The organism is Priestia sp. 179-F W1.4 NHS, assembly GCF_045369295.1.
In the GTDB taxonomy this organism is placed as follows: Bacteria; Bacillota; Bacilli; order Bacillales; family Bacillaceae_H; genus Priestia; species Priestia zanthoxyli.
Window position 1 is genome coordinate 322,588 of sequence record NZ_JBIQFF010000003.1, and the last position, 21,528, is coordinate 344,115.

General features: G+C 39.2%; 22 protein-coding genes, 1 other RNA gene, 1 pseudogene and 2 riboswitches. Of the genes and pseudogenes, 15 read left to right on the forward strand and 9 right to left on the reverse strand.

Annotated elements, in window-relative coordinates:
- Nucleotides 1-20 precede the first annotated feature (20 nt).
- Complete coding sequence (gene tenA / locus ACH0CI_RS16845) at nt 21-674, reverse strand: thiaminase II (RefSeq protein WP_406901926.1); 654 nt, start codon at nt 672-674, stop codon at nt 21-23.
- A gap of 95 nt (nt 675-769) precedes the next feature.
- Nucleotides 770-868: riboswitch (TPP riboswitch) on the reverse strand.
- A 226-nt stretch (nt 869-1,094) separates the two neighbouring features.
- Between tenA and ACH0CI_RS16850 the strand changes: the two genes are divergently transcribed.
- The 3 genes from ACH0CI_RS16850 (at nt 1,095) to ACH0CI_RS16860 (ending at nt 3,836) form a co-directional block, all read left to right on the forward strand.
- Nucleotides 1,095-1,841 carry a TspO/MBR family protein gene (locus ACH0CI_RS16850; RefSeq protein WP_335707283.1) on the forward strand — a complete coding sequence of 249 codons (747 nt, stop codon included), beginning with the start codon at nt 1,095-1,097 and terminating at the stop codon, nt 1,839-1,841.
- Between the two features lie 301 nt (nt 1,842-2,142).
- Nucleotides 2,143-2,325 carry a hypothetical protein gene (locus ACH0CI_RS16855; RefSeq protein ID WP_335707284.1) on the forward strand — a complete coding sequence of 61 codons (183 nt, stop codon included), beginning with the start codon at nt 2,143-2,145 and terminating at the stop codon, nt 2,323-2,325.
- A gap of 176 nt (nt 2,326-2,501) precedes the next feature.
- A complete protein-coding gene (locus ACH0CI_RS16860; RefSeq protein WP_071274965.1) occupies nt 2,502-3,836 on the forward strand; it encodes a sodium-dependent transporter in 1,335 nt (444 codons plus the stop codon).
- A 29-nt stretch (nt 3,837-3,865) separates the two neighbouring features.
- On the opposite strand, the gene ACH0CI_RS16865 is transcribed toward ACH0CI_RS16860, so the two are convergent.
- Nucleotides 3,866-4,441: a cell wall hydrolase gene (locus tag ACH0CI_RS16865; protein WP_406901927.1), complete on the reverse strand. Its 576-nt coding sequence runs from the start codon at nt 4,439-4,441 to the stop codon at nt 3,866-3,868.
- Between the two features lie 250 nt (nt 4,442-4,691).
- Between ACH0CI_RS16865 and ACH0CI_RS16870 the strand changes: the two genes are divergently transcribed.
- The 5 genes from ACH0CI_RS16870 (at nt 4,692) to ACH0CI_RS16890 (ending at nt 9,583) form a co-directional block, all read left to right on the forward strand.
- Nucleotides 4,692-5,723 carry a LacI family DNA-binding transcriptional regulator gene (locus ACH0CI_RS16870; RefSeq protein ID WP_406901928.1) on the forward strand — a complete coding sequence of 344 codons (1,032 nt, stop codon included), beginning with the start codon at nt 4,692-4,694 and terminating at the stop codon, nt 5,721-5,723.
- Nucleotides 5,724-5,812: 89 nt separating this feature from the next.
- Complete coding sequence (locus ACH0CI_RS16875) at nt 5,813-6,538, forward strand: ThuA domain-containing protein (protein WP_406901929.1); 726 nt, start codon at nt 5,813-5,815, stop codon at nt 6,536-6,538.
- A gap of 32 nt (nt 6,539-6,570) precedes the next feature.
- Complete coding sequence (locus ACH0CI_RS16880) at nt 6,571-7,596, forward strand: Gfo/Idh/MocA family protein (RefSeq protein WP_033578851.1); 1,026 nt, start codon at nt 6,571-6,573, stop codon at nt 7,594-7,596.
- A gap of 12 nt (nt 7,597-7,608) precedes the next feature.
- Entirely contained in the window at nt 7,609-8,613 is a 1,005-nt protein-coding gene (locus tag ACH0CI_RS16885) for a Gfo/Idh/MocA family protein (protein ID WP_098626801.1), read from the forward strand.
- 1 nt (nt 8,614) lies between these two features.
- Nucleotides 8,615-9,583, forward strand: a complete 969-nt coding sequence (locus tag ACH0CI_RS16890) for a sugar phosphate isomerase/epimerase family protein (RefSeq protein ID WP_335707287.1) — start codon at nt 8,615-8,617, stop codon at nt 9,581-9,583.
- Between the two features lie 67 nt (nt 9,584-9,650).
- Here the strand turns inward: ACH0CI_RS16890 and ACH0CI_RS16895 are convergent, their stop codons facing one another.
- Nucleotides 9,651-10,259, reverse strand: a complete 609-nt coding sequence (locus tag ACH0CI_RS16895; protein WP_335707288.1) for a DNA-3-methyladenine glycosylase — start codon at nt 10,257-10,259, stop codon at nt 9,651-9,653.
- A gap of 457 nt (nt 10,260-10,716) precedes the next feature.
- Between ACH0CI_RS16895 and ACH0CI_RS16900 the strand changes: the two genes are divergently transcribed.
- A complete protein-coding gene (locus ACH0CI_RS16900) occupies nt 10,717-12,216 on the forward strand; it encodes a UDP-N-acetylmuramoyl-L-alanyl-D-glutamate--2,6-diaminopimelate ligase (RefSeq protein ID WP_335707289.1) in 1,500 nt (499 codons plus the stop codon).
- 97 nt (nt 12,217-12,313) lie between these two features.
- On the opposite strand, the gene ACH0CI_RS16905 is transcribed toward ACH0CI_RS16900, so the two are convergent.
- Entirely contained in the window at nt 12,314-12,820 is a 507-nt protein-coding gene (locus ACH0CI_RS16905; RefSeq protein WP_013082979.1) for a hypothetical protein, read from the reverse strand.
- A 170-nt stretch (nt 12,821-12,990) separates the two neighbouring features.
- Here ACH0CI_RS16905 and ACH0CI_RS16910 point away from each other — a divergent pair.
- The 5 genes and pseudogenes from ACH0CI_RS16910 to thiE all read left to right on the forward strand — a co-directional run bounded on the left by ACH0CI_RS16910 (nt 12,991) and on the right by thiE (nt 17,469).
- A pseudogene (locus ACH0CI_RS16910) lies at nt 12,991-13,454 on the forward strand (GNAT family N-acetyltransferase).
- A 261-nt stretch (nt 13,455-13,715) separates the two neighbouring features.
- Complete coding sequence (locus ACH0CI_RS16915; RefSeq protein WP_335707290.1) at nt 13,716-14,315, forward strand: TetR/AcrR family transcriptional regulator; 600 nt, start codon at nt 13,716-13,718, stop codon at nt 14,313-14,315.
- A 96-nt stretch (nt 14,316-14,411) separates the two neighbouring features.
- On the forward strand, nt 14,412-15,629 hold the full coding sequence (locus ACH0CI_RS16920) for an MFS transporter (RefSeq protein WP_406901930.1): 1,218 nt from the start codon (nt 14,412-14,414) through the stop codon (nt 15,627-15,629).
- A gap of 191 nt (nt 15,630-15,820) precedes the next feature.
- Nucleotides 15,821-15,929: riboswitch (TPP riboswitch) on the forward strand.
- Nucleotides 15,930-16,004: 75 nt separating this feature from the next.
- Entirely contained in the window at nt 16,005-16,811 is an 807-nt protein-coding gene (thiM, locus tag ACH0CI_RS16925; RefSeq protein ID WP_335707291.1) for a hydroxyethylthiazole kinase, read from the forward strand.
- A gap of 13 nt (nt 16,812-16,824) precedes the next feature.
- Nucleotides 16,825-17,469, forward strand: a complete 645-nt coding sequence (gene thiE, locus ACH0CI_RS16930) for a thiamine phosphate synthase (RefSeq protein WP_335707292.1) — start codon at nt 16,825-16,827, stop codon at nt 17,467-17,469.
- A gap of 28 nt (nt 17,470-17,497) precedes the next feature.
- Here thiE and ACH0CI_RS16935 read toward each other — a convergent pair whose 3' ends face one another.
- The 3 genes from ACH0CI_RS16935 to ACH0CI_RS16945 form a co-directional block, all read right to left on the reverse strand.
- Entirely contained in the window at nt 17,498-17,926 is a 429-nt protein-coding gene (locus ACH0CI_RS16935; protein WP_013082985.1) for a pyridoxamine 5'-phosphate oxidase family protein, read from the reverse strand.
- Between the two features lie 147 nt (nt 17,927-18,073).
- Nucleotides 18,074-18,251: non-coding RNA, 6S RNA (gene ssrS / locus ACH0CI_RS16940), on the reverse strand.
- A 109-nt stretch (nt 18,252-18,360) separates the two neighbouring features.
- Nucleotides 18,361-18,981, reverse strand: coding sequence for a hypothetical protein (locus ACH0CI_RS16945; protein WP_406901931.1), 621 nt, complete (start codon nt 18,979-18,981; stop codon nt 18,361-18,363).
- A 153-nt stretch (nt 18,982-19,134) separates the two neighbouring features.
- Between ACH0CI_RS16945 and ACH0CI_RS16950 the strand changes: the two genes are divergently transcribed.
- On the forward strand, nt 19,135-19,587 hold the full coding sequence (locus tag ACH0CI_RS16950) for a helix-turn-helix transcriptional regulator (protein WP_014460286.1): 453 nt from the start codon (nt 19,135-19,137) through the stop codon (nt 19,585-19,587).
- Nucleotides 19,588-19,614: 27 nt separating this feature from the next.
- On the opposite strand, the gene ACH0CI_RS16955 is transcribed toward ACH0CI_RS16950, so the two are convergent.
- Together ACH0CI_RS16955 and ACH0CI_RS16960 are read right to left on the reverse strand one after the other, a co-directional pair.
- Entirely contained in the window at nt 19,615-20,805 is a 1,191-nt protein-coding gene (locus ACH0CI_RS16955) for an anti-sigma factor (protein ID WP_406901932.1), read from the reverse strand.
- Nucleotides 20,802-21,296 carry an RNA polymerase sigma factor gene (locus ACH0CI_RS16960; RefSeq protein WP_013056868.1) on the reverse strand — a complete coding sequence of 165 codons (495 nt, stop codon included), beginning with the start codon at nt 21,294-21,296 and terminating at the stop codon, nt 20,802-20,804. The genes ACH0CI_RS16955 and ACH0CI_RS16960 overlap by 4 nt, the downstream gene beginning before the upstream one ends.
- Between the last annotated feature and the right edge of the window lie 232 nt (nt 21,297-21,528).

The window sequence follows — 21,528 nt, forward strand, 5'->3', positions numbered from 1 at the left end:
AGCTGAGAAAGCGGCCATTTTTATTGTGTATACGCCATTTCCCAAAATAAATACTCCAGCTCACAGCTTTTGATAAAGTGATCTTTCATACGATTACGTTCTTCTTCAGTCGCTTGTTCGGCGAGTTCATCAAGCTTGTTACAAAACCATTGTGTTGTGCCATTCATTTCTTCATTATTATAAAACTGAATCCATTCATAAAAAGGATGAGAAGGAGATGGATTTACTTGTTCTGTAATGCGCTGGCCAATTTCAACGTACGTCCACGGACATGGAAGAAGCACGGCAATGATTTCCGCTAAGCTGCCTGTATGCGCAACGCTTGTCATATGGTTAATATAGTGGCTGGCCGTTGGTGAAAGAGCCTCAGTGTGGAGGTCTTCATAGCGTACGCCTGCTACTTCACAAAAATTATTATGAGGGTGTACTTCACTATGTAATACCGTAGAAATGCCGGCATTAAAGGCTTCCATTTCGGTACGCGTGCGGCATTTTGTTAAAGCAGCGCCGTAAATGCGGACAAATGCTGTTAAGTATTCGTAGTCTTGAGAAACGTAGTGAATAAGCGCCTCTTTTGGCACGTCTCCTTCAGCAATTCCTTTAATAAAAGGGTGGTTAAAAATGGCTTCGTAAATATAGTTTGCTTCTTGTCTTAATTGAGATGAAAATGACATCAAAATCCTCCTTTAATATGAGGAAGTCACAAACAAGCACATAAAGGAAATAAAAAACACTCCGTTTATAAACGGAGTGGCAAAGGACAGTACAAAACTGAACATTGCCACTTTCCTACGCTGGTATGAGCCAGATCAGGTTCAAAGGGATCAAGAAAACTTGTCTCAGCCGGTCGGCACCCCTAGTGGACTTCCTATTAGTCTATGTTTAACTTACCATATATTCTGAAAAATAGAAAGCGTTATGGGAAATTGTTCCCTAACGGTTTTTATCTCTTAAAGAGGTAGCTTCTTGAAGCTATTTTTAATCATCTTTGTTTAAAAATGCATATTTTTAGGGAAGAAGAGGTATTAATGAAGGGAAGAGCCGTTTTCGTCTCCGAAACATTCCCATATAAATAGAAGAAAGGAGAGAACAAAATGGCAAAATTTCGTTTGTATGCTGTATTAAATGCAGTAGGCTTGGCTATTACACTTCTTGTGAATTATTTAGCAAATGCCATTCCAATAGGAGGCAAAACAACGGCAGAGGCTTCTGCGCAAGTTCCTACGTTGTTTACACCAGCCGGTTATGCCTTTGCTATCTGGGGCGTTATTTATTTGTTATTAACCATTTGGGTTATACGCCAATTTTTTGCAAGAGAAGATCAAAAGGAAATATATGCACGTATCGGCATTTGGTTTTTTCTAAACTGTTTGTTAAATAGTGCGTGGATCTTTATTTTCCAAAACGATTACTATAAGTTATCCCTTTTAGTTATGCTCTTTATTTTAGGCACATTAATGATTGTATATTCCATTATTCAGCATTCTCGGATGACGACATGGTTTATGCGTCTGCCGATTTCGCTTTATCTTGGATGGATTTCTGTTGCGACTATTGTTAATGTATTTGTCGTATTTCAAGCAAATGGAATACAGCACTTGCTTGGCCTAAATGAGTTAGCATGGACGATTATTATGCTGCTGGTAGGGGCTGCGCTGGGCATTATATTTACATTAAAAAACCGAGACGCTGTTTATCCGCTTGTTTTTATTTGGGCTTATATTGCCATTGCGGTGAAACAAAGTGGAAATCAGCCAATTGTCATTACTGTTATCATCTCGATTGTTTTATTAGCAATTGCTATTATTGTGGGACTGATTAAACGCTATAGACGTTTTTAAAAAGAAGCTCTAGCTTTTGTAAGCTAGAGCTTTTTATGATGCTCTTTTGATTGTAAAAAAGCAGCTGTAAAAGCAATTAAGCTAATTAAAATACCAAAAGGAACAACAATTGGTACGAATGATAAAATAAATGTCATAAGCGTAACCTCCATGTTGCATCGGTGCATAATGAAAAATTCAACTTTTTAAATTGAAGTTCCGCTATTATAGTATGCTAGGCTTTATGTTTGGAGCCTATATGTTTAGAAATAAACGAAAAAGGCAACATACGTTACATATAGTTTATATAGGAGGAGTTAAAATGGAAACATATTTAGTGGCTTACACAGATAAAGACGATATGGAATATAAACAAGTGACGTGCGAGAGTTATGAAGATGCAGAGCGTACGGTTCTTCGTTTAGAGAGAGAAGGGCATATGCATATTGAAGAAATGTCAAATCAAGAAGCCTACCGTGGAGACGAATCATCGTACAGAGAATAATTTTTGAATAGAAACATCAAACTCAAAATGAAGAGGCAGCTGCTTCTTCATTTTTTCTATTCTATATAGATATCGTTTTATAGAAAAAAGTAAAACGGGAATGATTTTCTTCTACATTTATGGTACAGTACTAATCAGGTGAGTTTTGAGTTTAGAAGAGGAGAGAGTAACATTATATGAGTAAAGGAAATCAGTGGTCTTCACGCCTCGGTTTTATTTTAGCATCTGCTGGGGCAGCAATTGGTCTAGGAGCGATATGGAAATTTCCATACGTAACCGGAACCAGTGGCGGTGGAGCATTTTTTGCGTTGTTTATTTTATTTACAATTTTTATTGGATTGCCGCTTCTGTTGGCAGAATTTATCATTGGAAGACATACGGGAAAAGAAGCGATTAGTGCTTATAAAGCAATTGCTCCAAAGTCCGCTTGGGTATGGATTGGCAGGCTGGGAGTACTCAGCTGTGTCGTTTTGCTTTCCTTTTACAGCGTCGTTGGCGGCTGGGTGATTTTATATACGATTATGAGCGTAACCGGTATGCTAAGCGGAAAAGAGTACGGTCCGTTGTTCAATGCCGTCATTAGCCAACCTTATGTGGTATTAGGTGCACAGGCGCTGTTTTTATTAATTACAGTGTTTGTTATTTCAAAAGGCGTACAAAAAGGAATAGAGCGTGCTAATAAATACATGATGCCGCTGTTATTTATTTGTTTTATCATTATCGTGGTGCGTTCTTTAACATTAGACGGAGCTATGGACGGAGTAAAGTTTTTTTTGAAACCGGATTTTTCAGCCATTACAGGGTCATCTGTTCTCTATGCGCTCGGTCAGTCGTTTTTCTCGCTTTGCGTGGGATTATCTTGCATGGTGACATATAGCTCTTATTTAGGGAAAAAAGTAAGCTTGACGCGTTCAGCTGGGACTATTGCTATTTTGAACTTGTTTGTTTCGCTGCTGGCGGGCTTGGCTATTTTCCCAGCCGTTTTTTCATTTGGATTAAAGCCAACTGAAGGACCTGGACTTTTGTTTGTGGTCTTGCCAACAGTATTTGAGAAAATGCCGTTTGGTACCGTCTTTTTAGCACTGTTTTTAATTTTATTTCTATTTGCTACGCTTACGTCTGCTTTCTCACTGCTGGAAATTATCGTAGCTGCTTTAACCAAAGACGATCAGACAAAACGAACTCGCTACGCTTCTTTATCAGGGATTCTTGTGTTTGTGGTAGGTATCCCATCAGCGCTTTCGTTTGGTGTACTAAAACATGTCTCACTTTTTGGCAGAAGTATATTTGACGTAGCTGACTTTTTTGTGAGCAATTTAATGCTGCCTCTTGGAAGTTTAGCCATTGCAATTTTTGTGACATTTAAAATGAAAAAAGAAGCCGTGTATGAAGAGTTTATTTCAGGAAGTACAAAAGGCGCTAAATTATTCAACGCATGGTTCTTTCTAGTTAAATATGTATTACCTATTATTATTATAGCTGTTCTGTTAAGCTTACTTGTTGCATATTAAAAAAAGCACTCATCTGAGTGCTTTTTTGTTTATTTTGCAAAAACGTGATTTCCGATTGTAATCGTAACCTGTTTTTGGCGAAGCCATTGATCGCTTGTTTTATCTGGGTTAAAGAAGAATAACGAACCTTTTCCTTGACCTCTAAACGCTAGTGCTTCATTTACAGCTTTTTTTGCTTCAGCATCAGCTGCTTTATTAATTTCACCGTTTTGTACAGGTGTAAACTGTGTACCTTGATAAATGACATCATGAATAGAGTTTGGGAAAGAATCGCTATCCACGCGGTTTAAGACAACTGTTGCTACAGCCACTTTGCCAGCGTAAGGTTCACCTTTTGCTTCAGCTTGTACAAGGCGAGCTAACAATTCTTTATCGCTTTCGCTAATAGAGTTAGGGATTGTTAATGTTTCACTTGCATTAATAGAGTCGGTAGATTTGTGATTCGCTTCTTTTAACTGTTTAACCGTAACGCCGTATTCAGCGCCAATCTTGTAAAGAGTCTCTCCGGCTTTTACGCGATGGGTTGTTTCAGCGGCATTTGCCCCGTGACTCATGCCGAACATAGGAACTGCTAGTGCTCCAATAATTGCTAGTTTCTTAAACATAAAGTAAGTACCTCCTGAAATCCTTTTGAACGCCCCTTTTATCACGGATCGGTGCGTGCTGTGCACCGAACTTTATATGTACGTTTCAAAGATTAACAGGTGTCAATACATCTTGTCACTGCTTAAAACATACCAATCTAGGAAGATATTATAATAGTTAACAGATAATTTGAAAAATACGTTGACTGATAATAAAGGAGTGAATTATAATGAACGAGTAAATAGTTAACCGTTTAACTGGAGAGATTTTATGGGAGAAAAGATAACGATTCGTGATGTAGCAAAGCATGCAGGGGTGTCTGCAGCTTCAGTATCTTACGTCTTGAACGGAATTAACAAAGTATCCGATGAAACAAAAGAGCGAATTTTAACAGCGGTAAAAGAATTAAACTACGAACCAAATTTAACCGCCGTTAGTCTTTCGAAACAAAAGTCAAATATGATTGGCGTGATATTCCCGCTTACAGATGATTCACTTTCTACTATATTTAAAGATAACCATTATTACAGTGAAATGATTAGTGGAATTGAATATGTAATCCGTAAGCATGGTTATGATCTAGTCATATCTGGAGTGAGTAGCCCAGCTGATTGCCTAAAATGGATTCGAACGAGAAATATTGATGGTCTTCTGTTTTTAGGAGCCTTCCCGCATCGATTGTATGAGAAAATGAAAGCGTTATCGAATCCAATTGTGCTAGTTGATACATACGAAAGGTACGAACGTGATTATCATCATATTTCTGTAGACGATGAGTATGGAGGATATCTCGCTACAACACATTTAGTGAGTTTGGGGCATAAAGAAATTGCCTTTGTTGCTCATCACCTCGTCAATAGTCCAGTGGATAAAAAGAGGTATATAGGCTACGAGAAAGCATTAAAAGAAGCGGGCATTACACCATCAAAGACGTTTGTTTTTGAAGTGAACGAAAGTTCATTTGATAACGGTTACAAATTAGGGAACAAGCTGCTGCAAGATCATAAGGATATTCGGGCGGTTTTTGCATCCTCTGATACGCTGGCTCTTGGAATTATGAAAGCACTGCAAGAAAAGGGGAAAAAAATTCCGCAGGACTATTCGATCGTAGGGTTTGACGACATCACGTTTAGCAGCTATGCATCTCCAAGTCTAACAACCATTCGTCAAGATGTATTTAACAAAGGAGTCGTCGCCGCGACGTCTGTTATTCAAGCAATCGAACACCGTTTCAGCACGCTGCAGCATGTAAAATTATCGGTTGAACTTGTTATTCGAGATTCGACTGCTAAGCGCGAGTGAACCACAGTAAGTTAACCGGTTAACCAAAGTTTAGCATTGATAAAAAAAGGGGATATAAGTTAGCATTCACAAAAAAAGGGGATATGAAAATGATTAATGTTACAGTATGGAACGAAAATCGTCATGAACAGAAAAATCCGGTTGTAAGAGAAATTTACTCTGAAGGCATTCACGGTGCCATCGCTTCTTTCTTAGAAGAAGGAGGATTTCGTACGCACACAGCAACATTAGACGAAGTAGAACACGGGTTGACTGAAGAAGTATTAAATCAAACGGATGTTTTAGTATGGTGGGGTCATTTAGCACATGACGAAGTAAAAAATGACATCGTTGAGAAAGTAAAGCAGCGCGTGCTAGACGGTATGGGGCTTATTGTCTTACACTCAGGTCACTTTTCCAAGATCTTTAAAACGTTAATGGGCACAAGCTGCGACTTAAAATGGCGTGAAGCAGATGAAAAAGAGCGCTTGTGGGTAGTAGAGCCGAGCCATCCGATTGTGGAAGGTATTGGTGAATTTATCGAGCTTGAGCGCGAAGAAATGTACGGAGAGCACTTTGATATTCCAGCACCTGATGAACTGATTTTCACGAGCTGGTTTGAAGGCGGAGAAATTTTCAGAAGCGGCTGCACGTACAAACGCGGAAACGGAAAAGTATTTTATTTCAGACCTGGACATGAAACATATCCAACATACCATAACAAAGACATTCAGCGTGTCATTATGAATGCTATTAAATGGGCGAAGCCGGCAGAGAGAAAACGTCCTGTTTACGGCAATGCGCAACCGCTTGAATCAATCGCTGTTAAAAACTAATGAATAATGCTTAAGCAAAGGGGATAGGAAAGATGGCAAAAGTAAAAATTGGCGTTATTGGGTGCGGAAGCATTGCGCAACACCGTCACTTACCAGAATATAAGATGAATGAACAAGTAGAATTAGTAGCCGTTTGCGATATAAACACAGAACGTGCAAACAGCGTAGCACAGCAATACGGTGTAAAAGCGTACACAAACTACGAAGAGCTTTTAGCAAGCGGTACAGTGGAAGCAGTGAGCGTATGTACGCCCAATTATCTTCATGCGCCTATTTCGGTTGCAGCGTTAAACAGCGGAGTTCATGTTCTGTGTGAAAAGCCGATGGCAACATCAGAAGAAGAAGCGAAAGCGATGATTGAAGCAGCAAAAACAAACGGTAAAAAACTAATGATCGGACATAATCAGCGCTTTGTAGCTTCTCATCAAAAAGCTCGTGAACTTATTGAAAAAGGGGAAATCGGTAAAATTTATAGTTTCCGTACGGCTTTTGGCCACGGTGGTCCTGAAGGCTGGAGCGTGGACGGAAAAGAAAGCTGGTTCTTCAAAAAAGACGAAGCGTTTATTGGTGCTATGGGGGATTTAGGCGTTCATAAAACCGATATGCTCCGCTACATATTAAATGAAGAAATTGTAGAAGTCGGTGCATTCGTGGAAAGCAATGCAAAAGACTTTGCAAATGTAGACGACAATGCTGTGTGCGTATTAAAAACGGAAAGCGGGATTATCGGGACGCTTGCGGCAAGCTGGGCTTACAATGGAAAAGAAGATAACTCCACGATTGTTTACGGCGAGAAAGGGATTCTTCGTTTAGAGGACGATCCGACGTATTCATTAGTTGCACAATATGCAACGGGTGAAGTGGTGAACTATGAATTAGGAAAAATCCAGTCGAACGATGAAGGCGGACAAAGTAATTCTCACGTCATTGAACAATTTGTAGATGCAGTTGCAGAAGATAAAGAATCTCCGGTTCCTGGTGAAGAAGGATTAAAATCACTTGCTGTTATTTTAGCAGCTTTAAAATCAAGTCAAACGAAACAAATTACGCGCGTGTAAGAGGTGAAAAACGTGAGAATTGGCATAATCGGAGCAGGAGGGATTGCTGTAAGCAGGCATATCCCGGCATTCAAACAACTGGGTGATGAATGTGTGATTTGGGGGCTTAGCGATATTAATAGTGAAAGAGCCACAGAGGTAGCCAATGAACATAATATCCCTCACGTATTTGTTGATTACAAAGATATGTTTAAAGAAGTAGATGCTGTATGTATTTGTACACCTAATAAATTTCACGCCGAGTTTGCAGTAGAAGCGCTAAAAGCAGGCGTTCACGTTCTATGTGAAAAGCCGATGGCGATGTCTAAAGAGCAAGGTGAAGAAATGCTTGCTGCTGCTAGAGAATCAGGTAAGCAGTTAGCGATTGCGTATCACTACCGATTCATGAAAGAAGCGCAGGCTGCGAAAAAAATGATGACAGAGGTAGGGCGTCCATTAGTTGCACGTGTCAGAGCGATGCGTCGCCGAAAGGTTCCCGGTTGGGGCGTATTTACGAACAAAGATCTTCAAGGAGGAGGCAGTTTAATTGATTACGGCTGCCATTTGCTTGATTTAACGCTTTGGCTAATGGGAAACCCAAAGCATACTGAAGTACTGGGAAGTACATATAATGACCTGAGTAAAACGCCTAACCAATTAAATCAATGGGGAACATTTGATCATGAATCATTCAGCGTGGATGATCATGTAACGGCCTATATTAAATTTGAAAATGGAGCGTCGCTTCTTTTAGAAACTTCTTGGGCTGCTAATATCGAAGATGATGAAGAGCACGTAAGCATATCAGGGGTAGAGGGCGGTTTAAGCGTGTTTCCGTTTGAACTATACACGTCCAAAAACGGTATGCTCATGAACAGTACGTCACCTTGGATAGATGGAGAAGATGATTACAGCTTAAGTCAGGCTAAAAATTTCGTTGAAGCGTGTAAAGGAAATGCTGAATTAGTAGTAAAGCCACAAGAAGCGCTTCAAGTCTCAGCTATTATTGATGAAATATATCGCACAGGGGGAAATTAAAATGAAACTTGGAGTATTCACGGTCTTATTTGCGGATCTTTCTTTTGAAGAGATGTTAGATAAAGTAAAATCAGCAGGTCTTCATGCTGTTGAAATCGGAACGGGAGGCTATCCGGGAAACAGCCATTGTCCGCTAGATGAGCTGCTTGAAGATGAGGGAAAAAGAGAAGCATATATGAAGCAAATAAAAGACCGCGGACTTACAATCAGCGCATTTAGCTGCCACGGCAATCCTATTTCACCTGAGGCAAGTTTTGCAAAAGAATCTGACGAAACGCTTCGCAAGACCATCCAACTAGCATCATTAGTAGATGTTCCAGTGGTTAACTGCTTTTCTGGAACAGCAGGAGATCACGAAGAAGCGAAGTACCCAAACTGGCCTGTTACTCCTTGGCCTAACGAGTATGGAGACGTATTGAATTGGCAGTGGGAAAATAAGCTTGTTCCTTATTGGAAAGAAATTGGAGAACTAGCGGAGGAGCATAACGTAAAAATTGGTTTAGAACTTCACGGTGGATTTTTAGTTCATACTCCGTATACGATCCTAAAGCTTCGCGAAAAAACAAGTCCAGCGATTGGCGCTAACCTTGATCCAAGTCATTTATGGTGGCAAGGAATTGATCCGGTAGGAGCTATTAAAATTTTAGCAAAAGAAAATGCGATTCATCATTTCCATGCAAAGGATACGTACTTGGACCAGGATAATATTAACATGTATGGACTGACGGATATGCAGCCATACGGAGAAGTCCAAACGCGTGCATGGACGTTTAGATCCGTAGGATGCGGACATGATGTAAAAGAGTGGTCTGATATGATGAGTGCCCTTCGCACATACGGATACGATTATGTAGTCAGCATTGAGCATGAAGATCCAATCATGTCGATTGAAGAAGGATTTAAACGCGCGGTTACAAACTTACAAAGTGTATTAATTGAAGAAACTCCGTCACAAATGTGGTGGGCGTAAGCAAAAAGAAGCATCTCTAAAAAGAGGTGCTTCTTTTATTTTCGTTGATAAATTATTTGACTTTTGTTCACCTGAATTTCGATACAAACGGGTGATTGGTAACCCAAAAGCGCCAAGGGTAATCCTTCGCTTCACCAGAATTATCAATGCCAACGCGAGGTCCGGCGGAAATCGCTGAAGGAGTGAAGCCACGAGCAATATAAAGAGGAGGGGTGGTTAAATCATGACCGTACAAATCCATTGAAACCCCTAGTGCTTTTGTTAGTTTCCCAGGACCGTTTGTCCAATTTATTTCATTTTCCATCCCTCGACGTCTAGTTTTCATCAAATCTTTTCTGCTAAATGGCTCAATAGCTCGAATGAGGACGCCTTCTGGACAATCGATGTCGCTGCTTACAACATTGAGTAAACAATGTGTATGCATTGTATGCGTATAGGCATGACCAGGAGGACCGAACATTACCTCTGTTCTTTTTGTGCGCCGGTTATTAAAGCTATGAGCTGCTCGGTCGAAAGGCCCTTTATAAGCCTCTGTTTCCACAATAAAACCAGATGCAGCTCCTTCTGCCGTTTCGTGAACAAGAAGACATCCTAACAGCGACTGAGCTAGTTCAAGCGTAGGCTGTTGATAAAACGAAAGAGGAAGTGGTTCAATCGCTAAAAGAGAACGCGTCATTTGCTGTAGTCCATCCTTTCAAAGCAAAGTCATTCACGCTGTTATTGCGCATCTTTTATTATGATGTTTTCTTTGTTATTTTGCAAAGGGAGGGACTGATTCATACAGTAGTCTTTCTTACCCACGTTCAAGTATTTATCATGATTCAACTTACTCTATGAAATTATTTTAAAGAAGGGTTTCGTTTTGCACGTGTAGGGGGAATATTTTACTACAATACTTTGCTTTTGCTGCTGGTATGATATACACAGTTCATCCATATTTTACATGCTTTTAGTTTTTAAAAATAGTGATCCGTCTTTTCTTTATTTTCGTTCTACACATGAAAGCAAAATAAAAAGATTGAATTGTAGAAAGTTCTTTATAAATGGAAATAAAGAAAAAATATCCTTCAAAGAGTATTTAAGGGATTTTAGAACATATTAAAAATAAAATTTATACACTGTGAGGAATAGCTATGAACATCCACTTTGATACATTAACGAATTTATCAATTAAACATATTTTTGGACCTGCATCTCAAACGATCACCCATCTCACATATCATTCAAAACAAGTTCACGACGGATCCGTATTTTTTAGTATAAAAGGTGAAAATGAAGATGGACATCAATATATTAAAGAAGCTATAGCTAGAGGAGCCGTAGCAGTCTTTGGGACAAGCATCGAGGAGCTTCGTCTTTTGAGCACTCAGTATTCTCACTGTACGTTTTTAGCTGTTGACGACGTTCGCAAAGTAATGGCGTCTTTTTCTAAAATGTATTTTGATTATACGGATGAAAAAATTGAGACAATTGGCGTTACAGGTACAAATGGCAAAACAACCGTAGCAGCTTACGTAAGGTCGCTTTTAACTCTTTTAAAATTGCCAACAGGATCGATTGGAACGACCGGCATTTGGTCATCAAAGCAGAAGTTAGTTTATAAAAAAAGTACGCCTACAACACCTGAGTCGGTAGACTTGCATAAAATTTTTTATGACTTGTATACAAGAGGTGATGAAGCGGCAGTGATGGAAGTATCTTCGATTGCGATTGATCAGCAGCGAGTAGAAAATATTTATTTTGATGTAGCCATTCATACAAACTTATCGGAAGAACATTTAGAGTATCATAAAACGTTTGAGCACTATAAAAAATGCAAGATGAAATTATTTCAACAGGCCAAACATGCCGTTATTAATATAGATGATCAGGACATGGGCAAAGACTTAAGCAGGGTATTTGAAGGACCTAAAGTCACGTATAGTTTATTAAATAACAAGGAGGCAACTCTGCAAGCAACAAACATCACCGTCAAAGAAGGAGGCTCTTTCTTTGATTTACTTTATAAAGGACAGTCATACAAAGTAGCAGTGCCTGTATATGGTGATTACAACATTGCTAACGTGCTAGCGGCCATTGGTACAGCTCTTCACTTTGAATACCACATTGAAGATATTATTAGCGTGCTTCCTCAATTGGAAAGTCCAGAAGGGCGATTTCAGGTGATAGAAGGTCCTAATAACCAAAAAGTGATTTTAGACTATGCCCATACGCCTGTTGCCCTTACGCGTTTGGTAGAAGAAGTAAAAAAGATGGAGTATAACCAGCTGATTGTCATGATTGCAGGGATCGGCATTCGAGATTTTAATAAAATGCCTAAAATGGCGCGTACGATTGAAGGAAAAGCTGATGAAATTATCGTAACGGTTGACCACCCAGGTTATCATGATCCTAACGTAATTGTAGATCAAGTGATGACAGGTTTTTCGAATCCGAGCGCAAGCAATATTCACCGCGCCCCTACTCGAACAGAAGGAGTATTAAAGTCGCTTTCTTTAGGAAAGCCGAATGATATTATTTTACTTACAAGCGGCTGTATTAACGGCGCTCAGCTTGTAAAAGGAAACGAAATTCCGCATTCAGATGAAGAAATTATTGCCTCTTATTATGCATCGTTAAGCAATATTTCCTGATATTCTTCTTCGTTTATTGAACGAACGTGGAGAAAATGAAACATCATACGAAAGAAGGTCTCTTACTGTTTTTAGAGACCTTCTTTTTGCATGGGAACTATAGGCTGTTTTCGCGCTGTGTTTTTGGTTCTTCAATTTTTACATCATGTTCTTTAGCCAGCTTTTTAATAGCTGCATTGTAATCGCGTATACCTTTTCGTGCTTCATCAAGCATAGCGTTTGCCTCAGCAATAAGGTTGCGGTCCTGCTTTTCCAAAGCACTGACAATTTTAATAAAAGCATTATACTGGGTATTGGCAGCCTTTATATAGCCTTCATGAACCTTTCGAAGATCGTCGGTTTCTACATCGATGTTTTCCAGTTCGTCAACAAATTTACGATAGGTAGGAATGACTTCACTCGTCATCGTATCGTACATAACAGCGTCACTTGTGTAGTTAGCGCCTGTAACGGAATCGTATGCGTCAATCGCCTCTTTTTCAAGCTGAGCGGCTTTCTTTAAATCTTGATTGTTATAATCGATTAAATCATCTTGAACAGGATCACTAAAGCAGGCGGATAATAAAAACAAAAGAGGGACAAGACAAAATAAAACTTTCTTCAACGAATTTCACCTCCGTTTAACAATGTATGAAACATCTGCTTGGCAAAGTCTGTTTTAATAACTAGAGAAAAAGAAGGGAGTGTATAAAAGGATTTTTAAAGGTCGACAGTGAATGTATTCATAAGTCGGTTTGTAGTTGACCACCCTTTAGTAGCAGGAAGGAAGAGAAGATGATTAAAATAAAAAGAGACCACTTAACGAACAATGAAGTTATTGAACTAGTAAGTTCTCATCTCCAAGGAATGAACTTACATTCCCCCCTGAAAGTATTCATGCTCTAGATATTGAAAGTTTAAAACAACGTGATATTACGTTTTGGAGCGTGTGGGAAGGAAGTCAGCTAGCAGGGTGCGGAGCTGTAAAAGAGTTAGATGAGCACCACGGAGAAATTAAATCGATGCGAACAGCTACCGCTCATTTGCGGAAAGGAATTGCTAGAGAGCTGCTGCAGTACATAATAAATGAAGCGCAAAAACGAGGGTACCGACGCTTAAGCTTAGAAACAGGATCTGCACCCGCTTTTGAACCGGCTAGAAAGCTATACGCCAGTTTTGGATTTTACGAGTGCGAACCGTTTTCTACCTACAAAGAAGATCCATACAGTGTGTTTATGACAAAGAAATTGAATGATTAAAAGACAGGAAAGAAGGCGCAGATGATTTGTTTATTTGTATGCAAACTGTGCGGGCAAGCAGCTGTCATTTATCCTGTTAGCAAGTAAGCTTTTTAGGCAAAGCCTTTTTAGGAGGCTTTGTTTTGGTCATGATTTATATAAAAAGGTATAAACTAGGTTTTCTCACTAGACAAAAAGGTTTTTCCTATGTAGTATAGGTGTCAGATAATACAAAACGAATGTTCAGTATAAATAATAAATGTACGGGGCGGTGGAAATAGCTTGAATAAAAAAAAGCTTCAAAGTGAACAAACCAAAAGAAAAGTGGCAGATGCCGCTAAAGCATTGTTTTCTCAAAAAGGCTATAAAGCTACATCTATTGAGGAAATTGTAGAAGCTACGGGAAGCAGTAAAGGGAATATTTATTATCACTTTAAAAGTAAAGAAGGGCTTTTTCTTTATTTAATAGACGAATGGGATCTTGAGTGGGAACGAAACTGGAAAGAAAGAGAGTCTCTTTACAAAACAACAAGAGATAAGCTTTTTGGAATAGCGGAGCAAATCATTTTAGATGATTTGAATCATCCTCTTACGAAAGCTGCGGATGAGTTTTTTAACAACGAGGAGAAGGGCAGCGACATCGAAGAGCGAATTGATGAGATGGTGAAACGACACGTGGAGTTTAACCGGGAACTTTTGCAACAGGGCATCGATGAAGGCGAGTTTTCTCATAAAAATGCAGAGCAACTTGCAGTAATTTTAGAAGGGTTGTTTGTTGGAATGAGCCGCGTGTCTCGAAAAACGAGTACGGAAAATGCCCTGCAGCTTTACCATTCAGCAATCGATGTATTTTTAAACGGAATTATAGCAAGGTCTTCTTAAATAAGCGGGGATGCTTATTGCGGCAATGAGTAATCCCTCATTATTTTGTATTTTTATAGACCGAACGTTCAGTATTTTTGTAATCAGGAGGTTTATATGTCATTATTGTTAAGAAATCGAGCGGCGATTTTGCTGCTCATGCTAAATATTTTTATTATCTTTACGGGAATCGGTCTCGTTATTCCAATTATGCCAACCTACATGACGGAGCTTCATATCAACGGCAGCGTGATGGGGCTTTTAGTAGCGGTATTTTCACTAACTCAATTTCTGTTTTCGCCTTTAGCTGGGCGATTATCAGACTCGTTAGGGAGAAAGAAAATTATTGTAGCGGGAATGATTGTTTTTGCCCTGTCTGAATGGTTCTTTGGTTCAGTGAGTACACCTCTTTTATTATTTGTATCCAGAATGCTAGGCGGGGTCGGGGCCGCGCTTATTATGCCTGCTGTTATGGCCTATACAGCGGACGTGACGTCTGCTAAAGAACGGGCTAAAGGAATGGGCTATGTGACGGCAGCGATTACAACAGGATTTATTATCGGGCCCGGTATTGGAGGCTTTTTAGCTGAATACGGCATGCGCGTGCCATTTTACATGGCCGCAGTAGCAGGAGGCTTGGCTGCAGTGATTACGCTTTTTGTTTTGCCGGAGTCTCGTCCTGTACAAGGTCATGCTGTTTCAAACAATGAGAATCCAAAAGAAGATCGGCTGCTGCTGCAGCTTATGAATTCCTACAAAGAACCTTATTTTTTAAGTTTAATTATCGTTTTTGTGACATCGTTTGGATTATCCAATTATGAAACGATCTTTTCACTATTTGTTGATCATAAATTTAGCTTTACGCCAAAAGATATTGCGTTTGTTATTACGTTTGGCTCTATTGCAGGGGCTGTTGTGCAGGTTACGATTTTTGGCTGGATTTTAAATAAGTTCGGTGAAAAAAGAGTGATTTCGTTTTGCTTGATGATGACGGGACTTTTTATTTTACTTACACTATTTGTGCACACGTACTGGCTTATTATTGTTGTGACATTTATCGTCTTTTTAGCAACAGATATTTTACGTCCGGCAATCAGCACGCAAATGTCGATGATGGCACAAGACGACCAAGGGTATGTAGCCGGACTAAATTCTGCTTATACAAGTCTTGGTAATATTATTGGACCTGTTGTAGCAGGCTTTCTTTTTGATATAAACATTAATTACCCGTACGTATCAGCTGCACTTGTACTGCAGCTTTGTTTTCTTTTATCTTTAAGAGCAGGGAAGGACCGAAAAACAGCTGTGAGAAATCAAGCGATTCAAGAGAAATAACGAGAAGGAAAAATGATAGAATTTTTAGGGAATAGAAGACCTCCAGTAGTTTACTGGAGGTCTTTTAATGATGCTTTTAGTAAAGCTGTAAGATTTACAACACCACTCAGCCTATAGCGAAGCTTTATTTTATGGGCAAAACAGTGAAATGGTTGCAAATAAAAAAGGTTAATAGTAAACTTTAAACGTAACAAGAATAGTATGGGAGCTTGCGCGGGGCAGGCTGAGAGTACAGGGGCGCCTGTTGACCATTTGAACCTGTTGGATAATGCCAGCGCAGGGAATGTGAGTACATACCAAAGCACTTTGCGCATGCAAGGTGCTTTTTTGTCTTTTTTTTGCAGTGTTAAAACTAAATGAAAAGAGTGAGAGAACATGGATATTAGTAAAATTTCAGCTCAATTAGAAAAAGTAAGAGATACAAGTCCGCTTGTTCATAATATTACGAATGTTGTGGTAACCAATTTTACAGCAAATGGACTGCTTGCCCTAGGAGCGTCACCTGTTATGGCTTATGCGAAGGAAGAAGTGGCTGACATGGCTCGAATCGCCGGAGCGCTTGTCTTAAATATGGGTACACTGACGGCTCAAGAAGTAGAAGCGATGAGAATAGCAGGAAAATCAGCAAATGAAAACGGCGTGCCGGTTATTTTCGATCCTGTAGGAGCCGGAGCGACAACGTTTCGTACAGAAGTGGCACGTCAGCTTGTAGAAGAATTAAATATTGCCGTTATTCGCGGTAACGCTGCTGAAGTTGCGAATGTAGTAGGCGAGTCATGGCTCATTAAAGGCGTTGATTCATTAGAAGGGCAAGGAGACGTCATTGAACTTGCTGAGAAAGCAGCGAACAAATTAGATACAGTGATTGTTATTACGGGGAAACAAGATGTGATCACCGATGGAAACACAACGTATACAGTAGACAACGGTCACCCGTTATTTACGAAGGTGACGGGTACTGGATGTCTGCTGACATCAATTATAGGAGCTTTCGCGGCTGTAGAAAAAGAATATGTCGAGGCAAGCGTTGCTGCTTTAAGTTTTTACGGAGTGGCAGGTGAAATCGCCGCAGCGAAAAAAGGTGAAGAAGGGCCGGGGAGCTTTCAAATTGAGCTGTTAAATCAGCTTCATCTTTTATCTGGACAGGATATTGAATCATATGCAAGAGTACATCAACGTTAAAAGGAGCGGGAAAATGACAAACGAAGAAATTAAAAAGCTGCTGAAAGTTTATTTTATAATGGGCAGCAATAACTGTACAAAAGATCCGAAAGAAGTGTTGAAAGAAGCAATTGAAGGCGGGGTTACCGTGTTTCAGTTCCGTGAAAAAGGCGAAGGTGCCCTAAAAGGAGAAGCGAAATATCAGCTGGCGAAGGAACTTCAGCAAATTTGTCAGCAGCACAACGTTCCTTTTGTTGTGAACGATGACCTTGACTTAGCGATCCGTTTACAAGCGGATGGCGTTCATATTGGACAAGAAGATGAAAAAGCTCATATTGTTCGAGAAAAAATAGGAAAAGGAATTGTTGGCGTCTCTGTTCATAATATACAAGAGCTGCAGCAAGCGATAAAAGATGGGGCGGATTATGTAGGAATGGGACCTGTTTTTCCTACTTCTACAAAAAAAGACGCAAAAGCAGTGCAAGGTACAAAATTAATTGAAGAAGTGCGAAACCAGAATATTGACTTTCCAATTGTAGGAATCGGTGGCATCACGCCTGAAAATGCCAAACAAGTAGTAGCAGCAGGTGCAGATGGTGTTTCTATTATTACCGCTATTAGCTTAGCAGCGTCTCCAAAAGAAAAAGCAGCTCAATTGAAAGAAGCGGTAGGAAAATAAAAAAAGCGCACAGTGTGCGCTTTTTTTATTATAGCTGAACGGTTTGAGGAGTTTCTTCGCCTTCATTCATAAAGCGAATTTCGTTTGGCGTAATTTCCAGAACAACATACTCAGGGTCATTTGGACCGTCAAACCATTCTTTCATGTGATCGTTCCATATACGTCCTTTTAATTGATCACCAGTACGAAGAACAGCTGTCCCGGATAATTCTAAGTATTGATCGCCATATCCTTCGCCGCTGTAGCCTAATAGTACGTGCACGTTTGGATTAGCTTCGATTTCTTCTGCCTTATGTGTATTGATATTTGTTGGTGTGTAAAGAGCGATACCATCTTCATCGCTGAAAAATGTCATATAGCGAGAGTGGGGTTTGTTGTTTACAACTGTGGCTAATGTTCCTACACGATTTCCTTCTAATACTTCATTTACTTTTTTAGCAATTTTTTGTTCATTCATTTTATCCATCTCCTTTATTACTTTTTATGTTCCTCAATCGAAGATAAATAAAACATACATGTCTAAAAAAAATACAAGTTAACAATAAAATAATTATGTAAACTAATAAATAGAAAAATAAAAAAAGCTAGCTACAGCTAACTAAAAAATAAGCCCGCACTGCCGTAACCCTAAGTGTCTTAAATACCCAGATCTACTAGGTGGGTGCCCTCATAGCCGGGTTTAGCGTCCCAAGGAGGGCGTGCTATCTGCAGCTAAATTTTGAGCTCCCTTTTAACACTCAAAGGTTTAAGACAACATGAGTATACGCACAGCGCAGGTATGTATAACAAATGTAAATAAAATGCCGATATATAAATGTTTTCTAATTAATCAACTTTCATCGTACAAGAAATGATTATAACGGAATAATGAATGGAACGCAAGCCTTTTATTTAAAGTTTTTCTTCTCTAACATCTTGGCGGTTATGCCGTAATAAAATAAAAAAAGGGCCCGCAACTGGAATGAAACATAAGAGAAGGTAAGGTCGGGATGCTATCCTTTCTTTTGTCATAACGGAATAAGAAAGCCACGTTAAAACAAAAAAATCAGCGGTCATCACGCTAACAAGCTGTGACTGCATAAAAGCATCTCCATAAGCTCTTATTGAACCTATGGATAGTCCGTATACGTAACCTGCAATCGTGAGCGCTAAGCATAGTCCAATCCATAGACGAGAAGAAATGATGGCAATGAAGCGTGAAGAAATACGCGAACGTGTTCGAACTTTTTGTCCTTTCCAATGATAATAGAACAAAAGAGAAAAAGCTCCGAGCCCAAATGATAGAAGAGAAAATGGCCATCCAGGCAGTTTGTACGTATCTTTTTTACAAATCATTACCATAAACAATATTGGGAAAAGTCCTAAAAAAGAGAATACCATAACCACGAGCGGATCTACCTGTTGAAAATTTCCTGTGATAAGATTTTTAAACAGTAAATCATTAGCGGCGCTTGCTCCCGGAGCTAGCAAAAAGGCGTATAGTACAAGCATAGCCCATACAATGATATACATATTCTCAACTCCTTTTAATTGTTTTAGTATACAAAAACCATTTTAGTATATTTCCCCGTCTTGTGATGAAGGGAAACGCTTGAAACTCTTCTTTAATTAGGTGTAATATTACACTAAAGACATGTGCGTGTATAGAAAGAAAGGGCTGTAAAAATGAATAAACAAGAAGTGATTAAATCAGTATCGGATAAAATACGATTAATTCGTTTAGAAAGAAACTATTCACAAGATAGAATGGCTGAAGTCATTGGTATTTCCAAAAAAACATTGGTTCAAATTGAAAAAGGGCGCACGGAAGCAGGGTGGACGACTACTGTTGCAGTATGCGGTTTGTTTGGTGACAGTGAAATCCTTCAATCGGTTTTAGGAGACGTCCCCTTAGAAGTAGTAGAAATCATTGCTCATAACGGCGTATCTTCTCCAAAAGATAAAACGCTCGGAGGAAGAGTATGGTGGAAAGAGATTCAAAAAGAAGGTTCTTTTCGTCTGCAGCAAAATATGATTAGTCAGCACTATCGTATTTTAGATGACCAAGACTATCGATGGTTTAGTTCATTTGATAAAAGCGAAGCTGTAGAAAGATTTGAAGAATTAACAAAGAAATAAAAACAAGCACTTGCTTTCAAGTGCTTGTTACTGATTCATTAACGTGCCGGATGAAGGACGGTTGAACCAATTCCATAGCTCTACATCTCCAAGTGACGCATAGGTGATAGACGGATCATTTTTTAATTTCAGAAGCTTTTTGGTAGGTCCTGTAATCACAACGCCGTACACACCGACTCCATGTTTTTTTACATAAGAATATCGCTGCTTTAGCAACAAATCGGAATGGTCTAGCTGACGAACTTTTTGGACTGTTTCTTCATTATCGGCTAATAGTTTCATCATATTTAAAACGTTCGACTTGCTAGTAGAGTGCGTTTGATTTCCTTTGTGCTCGTAAGGCAAGTCTAAAAACTCTGGAAAGCCAAATGTTGATGTTAAGTCAATTAAGGGCTCATCTTTTGTGCTTGTTTTTTGTTCGTTCCCTGTATTAAGCGCGTACCAAGAGGTAGAAAAATCATGGCTGTCGATGGCATTCATTTTTTGCTGAACTTCTCTTAGCGAATACGTATCATCAAAAGAAATAGCCACTTCGCTTACCGTTCCTTTTGGTAGGTTTTCTAATGCATTCCATGTTTCATTCGTCCATTCCTTATACTCTTTTGCATGTAGCTTTAGTTTTTTTTGATCAGGATAGACAAAGGAAAGGTTAAGGTCGTATTTACCGCCGGAAAATTCTTTTTCTACACCGCTCGTTTTATCAAACAGCTGATGAAATGTAAACGTCCCAATGGCCTGCTCTTCACGTCCAATTTGCTTATAAGCTTCCATTTGCGACTGCATTCGGAAAAAGGACTGTGTATCAGAAGTGGTTTCACGTATATGAACGTTCGGAAAAGCAGATTCGATAGCCGCTTGATTGACGCTATTTATGTATTCGGTTTTTGATTGATGATAATATACAATGGATAAAAAGCTGCCGATCATCCATAGCAGAACGACAGAGCTAATGACAGTTGTCACATTTGAAAGGCGCTGCTTCCATTTGGCCATATAAATGGACTTTTTAACTTTTTTATTATCCAACATCGTATCGTCATTTAGTGAAGTAGTTGATGGAGTTGGCGATAACGGTTCATCTTCAGTTAGCAAGTGCTCTAAATGAGCTGAGCATGCTTCACAATTTTCCGTATGTTGTTCAAGTGTTTCTGCTTCTTTGTCTGTCAAAGTGCCGTTTTTATATTTTTCCCATTGATGCTTCATATCTTGACAGCTCATCCGTCCTCTTCCTTTCTTTTTTTCAATTGTTGACGACCACGATACAAGTCCATTTTCACTTTTGACAGAGTAAAGCCAGTCATTTCTGCAATCTCTTCATATGTGAAGCCATGATAATCTCGTAACAGTACAATATTCTGCTTAGCCGGAGGCAAAGCAGATACATCAGAAAGCCAGCCGTCGATTTCACTTTGAATCATCACTTGTTCTTCAGCACTTGGCTGAGGAGTAAAGTGCCATTCTTCTATTTCGACAGTAGGGCGTTTTTTTTCTTTTCGATACCAGTCAATAAAGGCGTGATAAGCAATTTTGAACAGCCAAGGCTTTACTTCCTCGCCTTTATACGTTTCTAAGTGTAAAAGTGCCCGGTAAAAGGTCTCCTGCATTAAATCTTCCGCTGATTCTTTTCTGCGAGTAAGAGAGAGAAGATAGCGCAGCAAATCATGCATGTGCTGTTTATAAATGTGTTCAAAGTTATGCTGTTGTGCCATTTTCTCCCCCTTCCATTTAATCAACGCAATTTGTGGATAAAAGTTTCGGTTTTTTTATCAAAAATCGTATGTAATAGATAAAAGATGCTTAAAATACGATATATAGCTTATCATACTAAAAAGAAAATCATATGAAATTCGACATAATTCCGTGTAATTTGTCATTTTTTTAAAAAACTAAAGGGTAATTGGTGTTCGAAGGAAACAGAAAATGTTATGATAGAACAAGGAT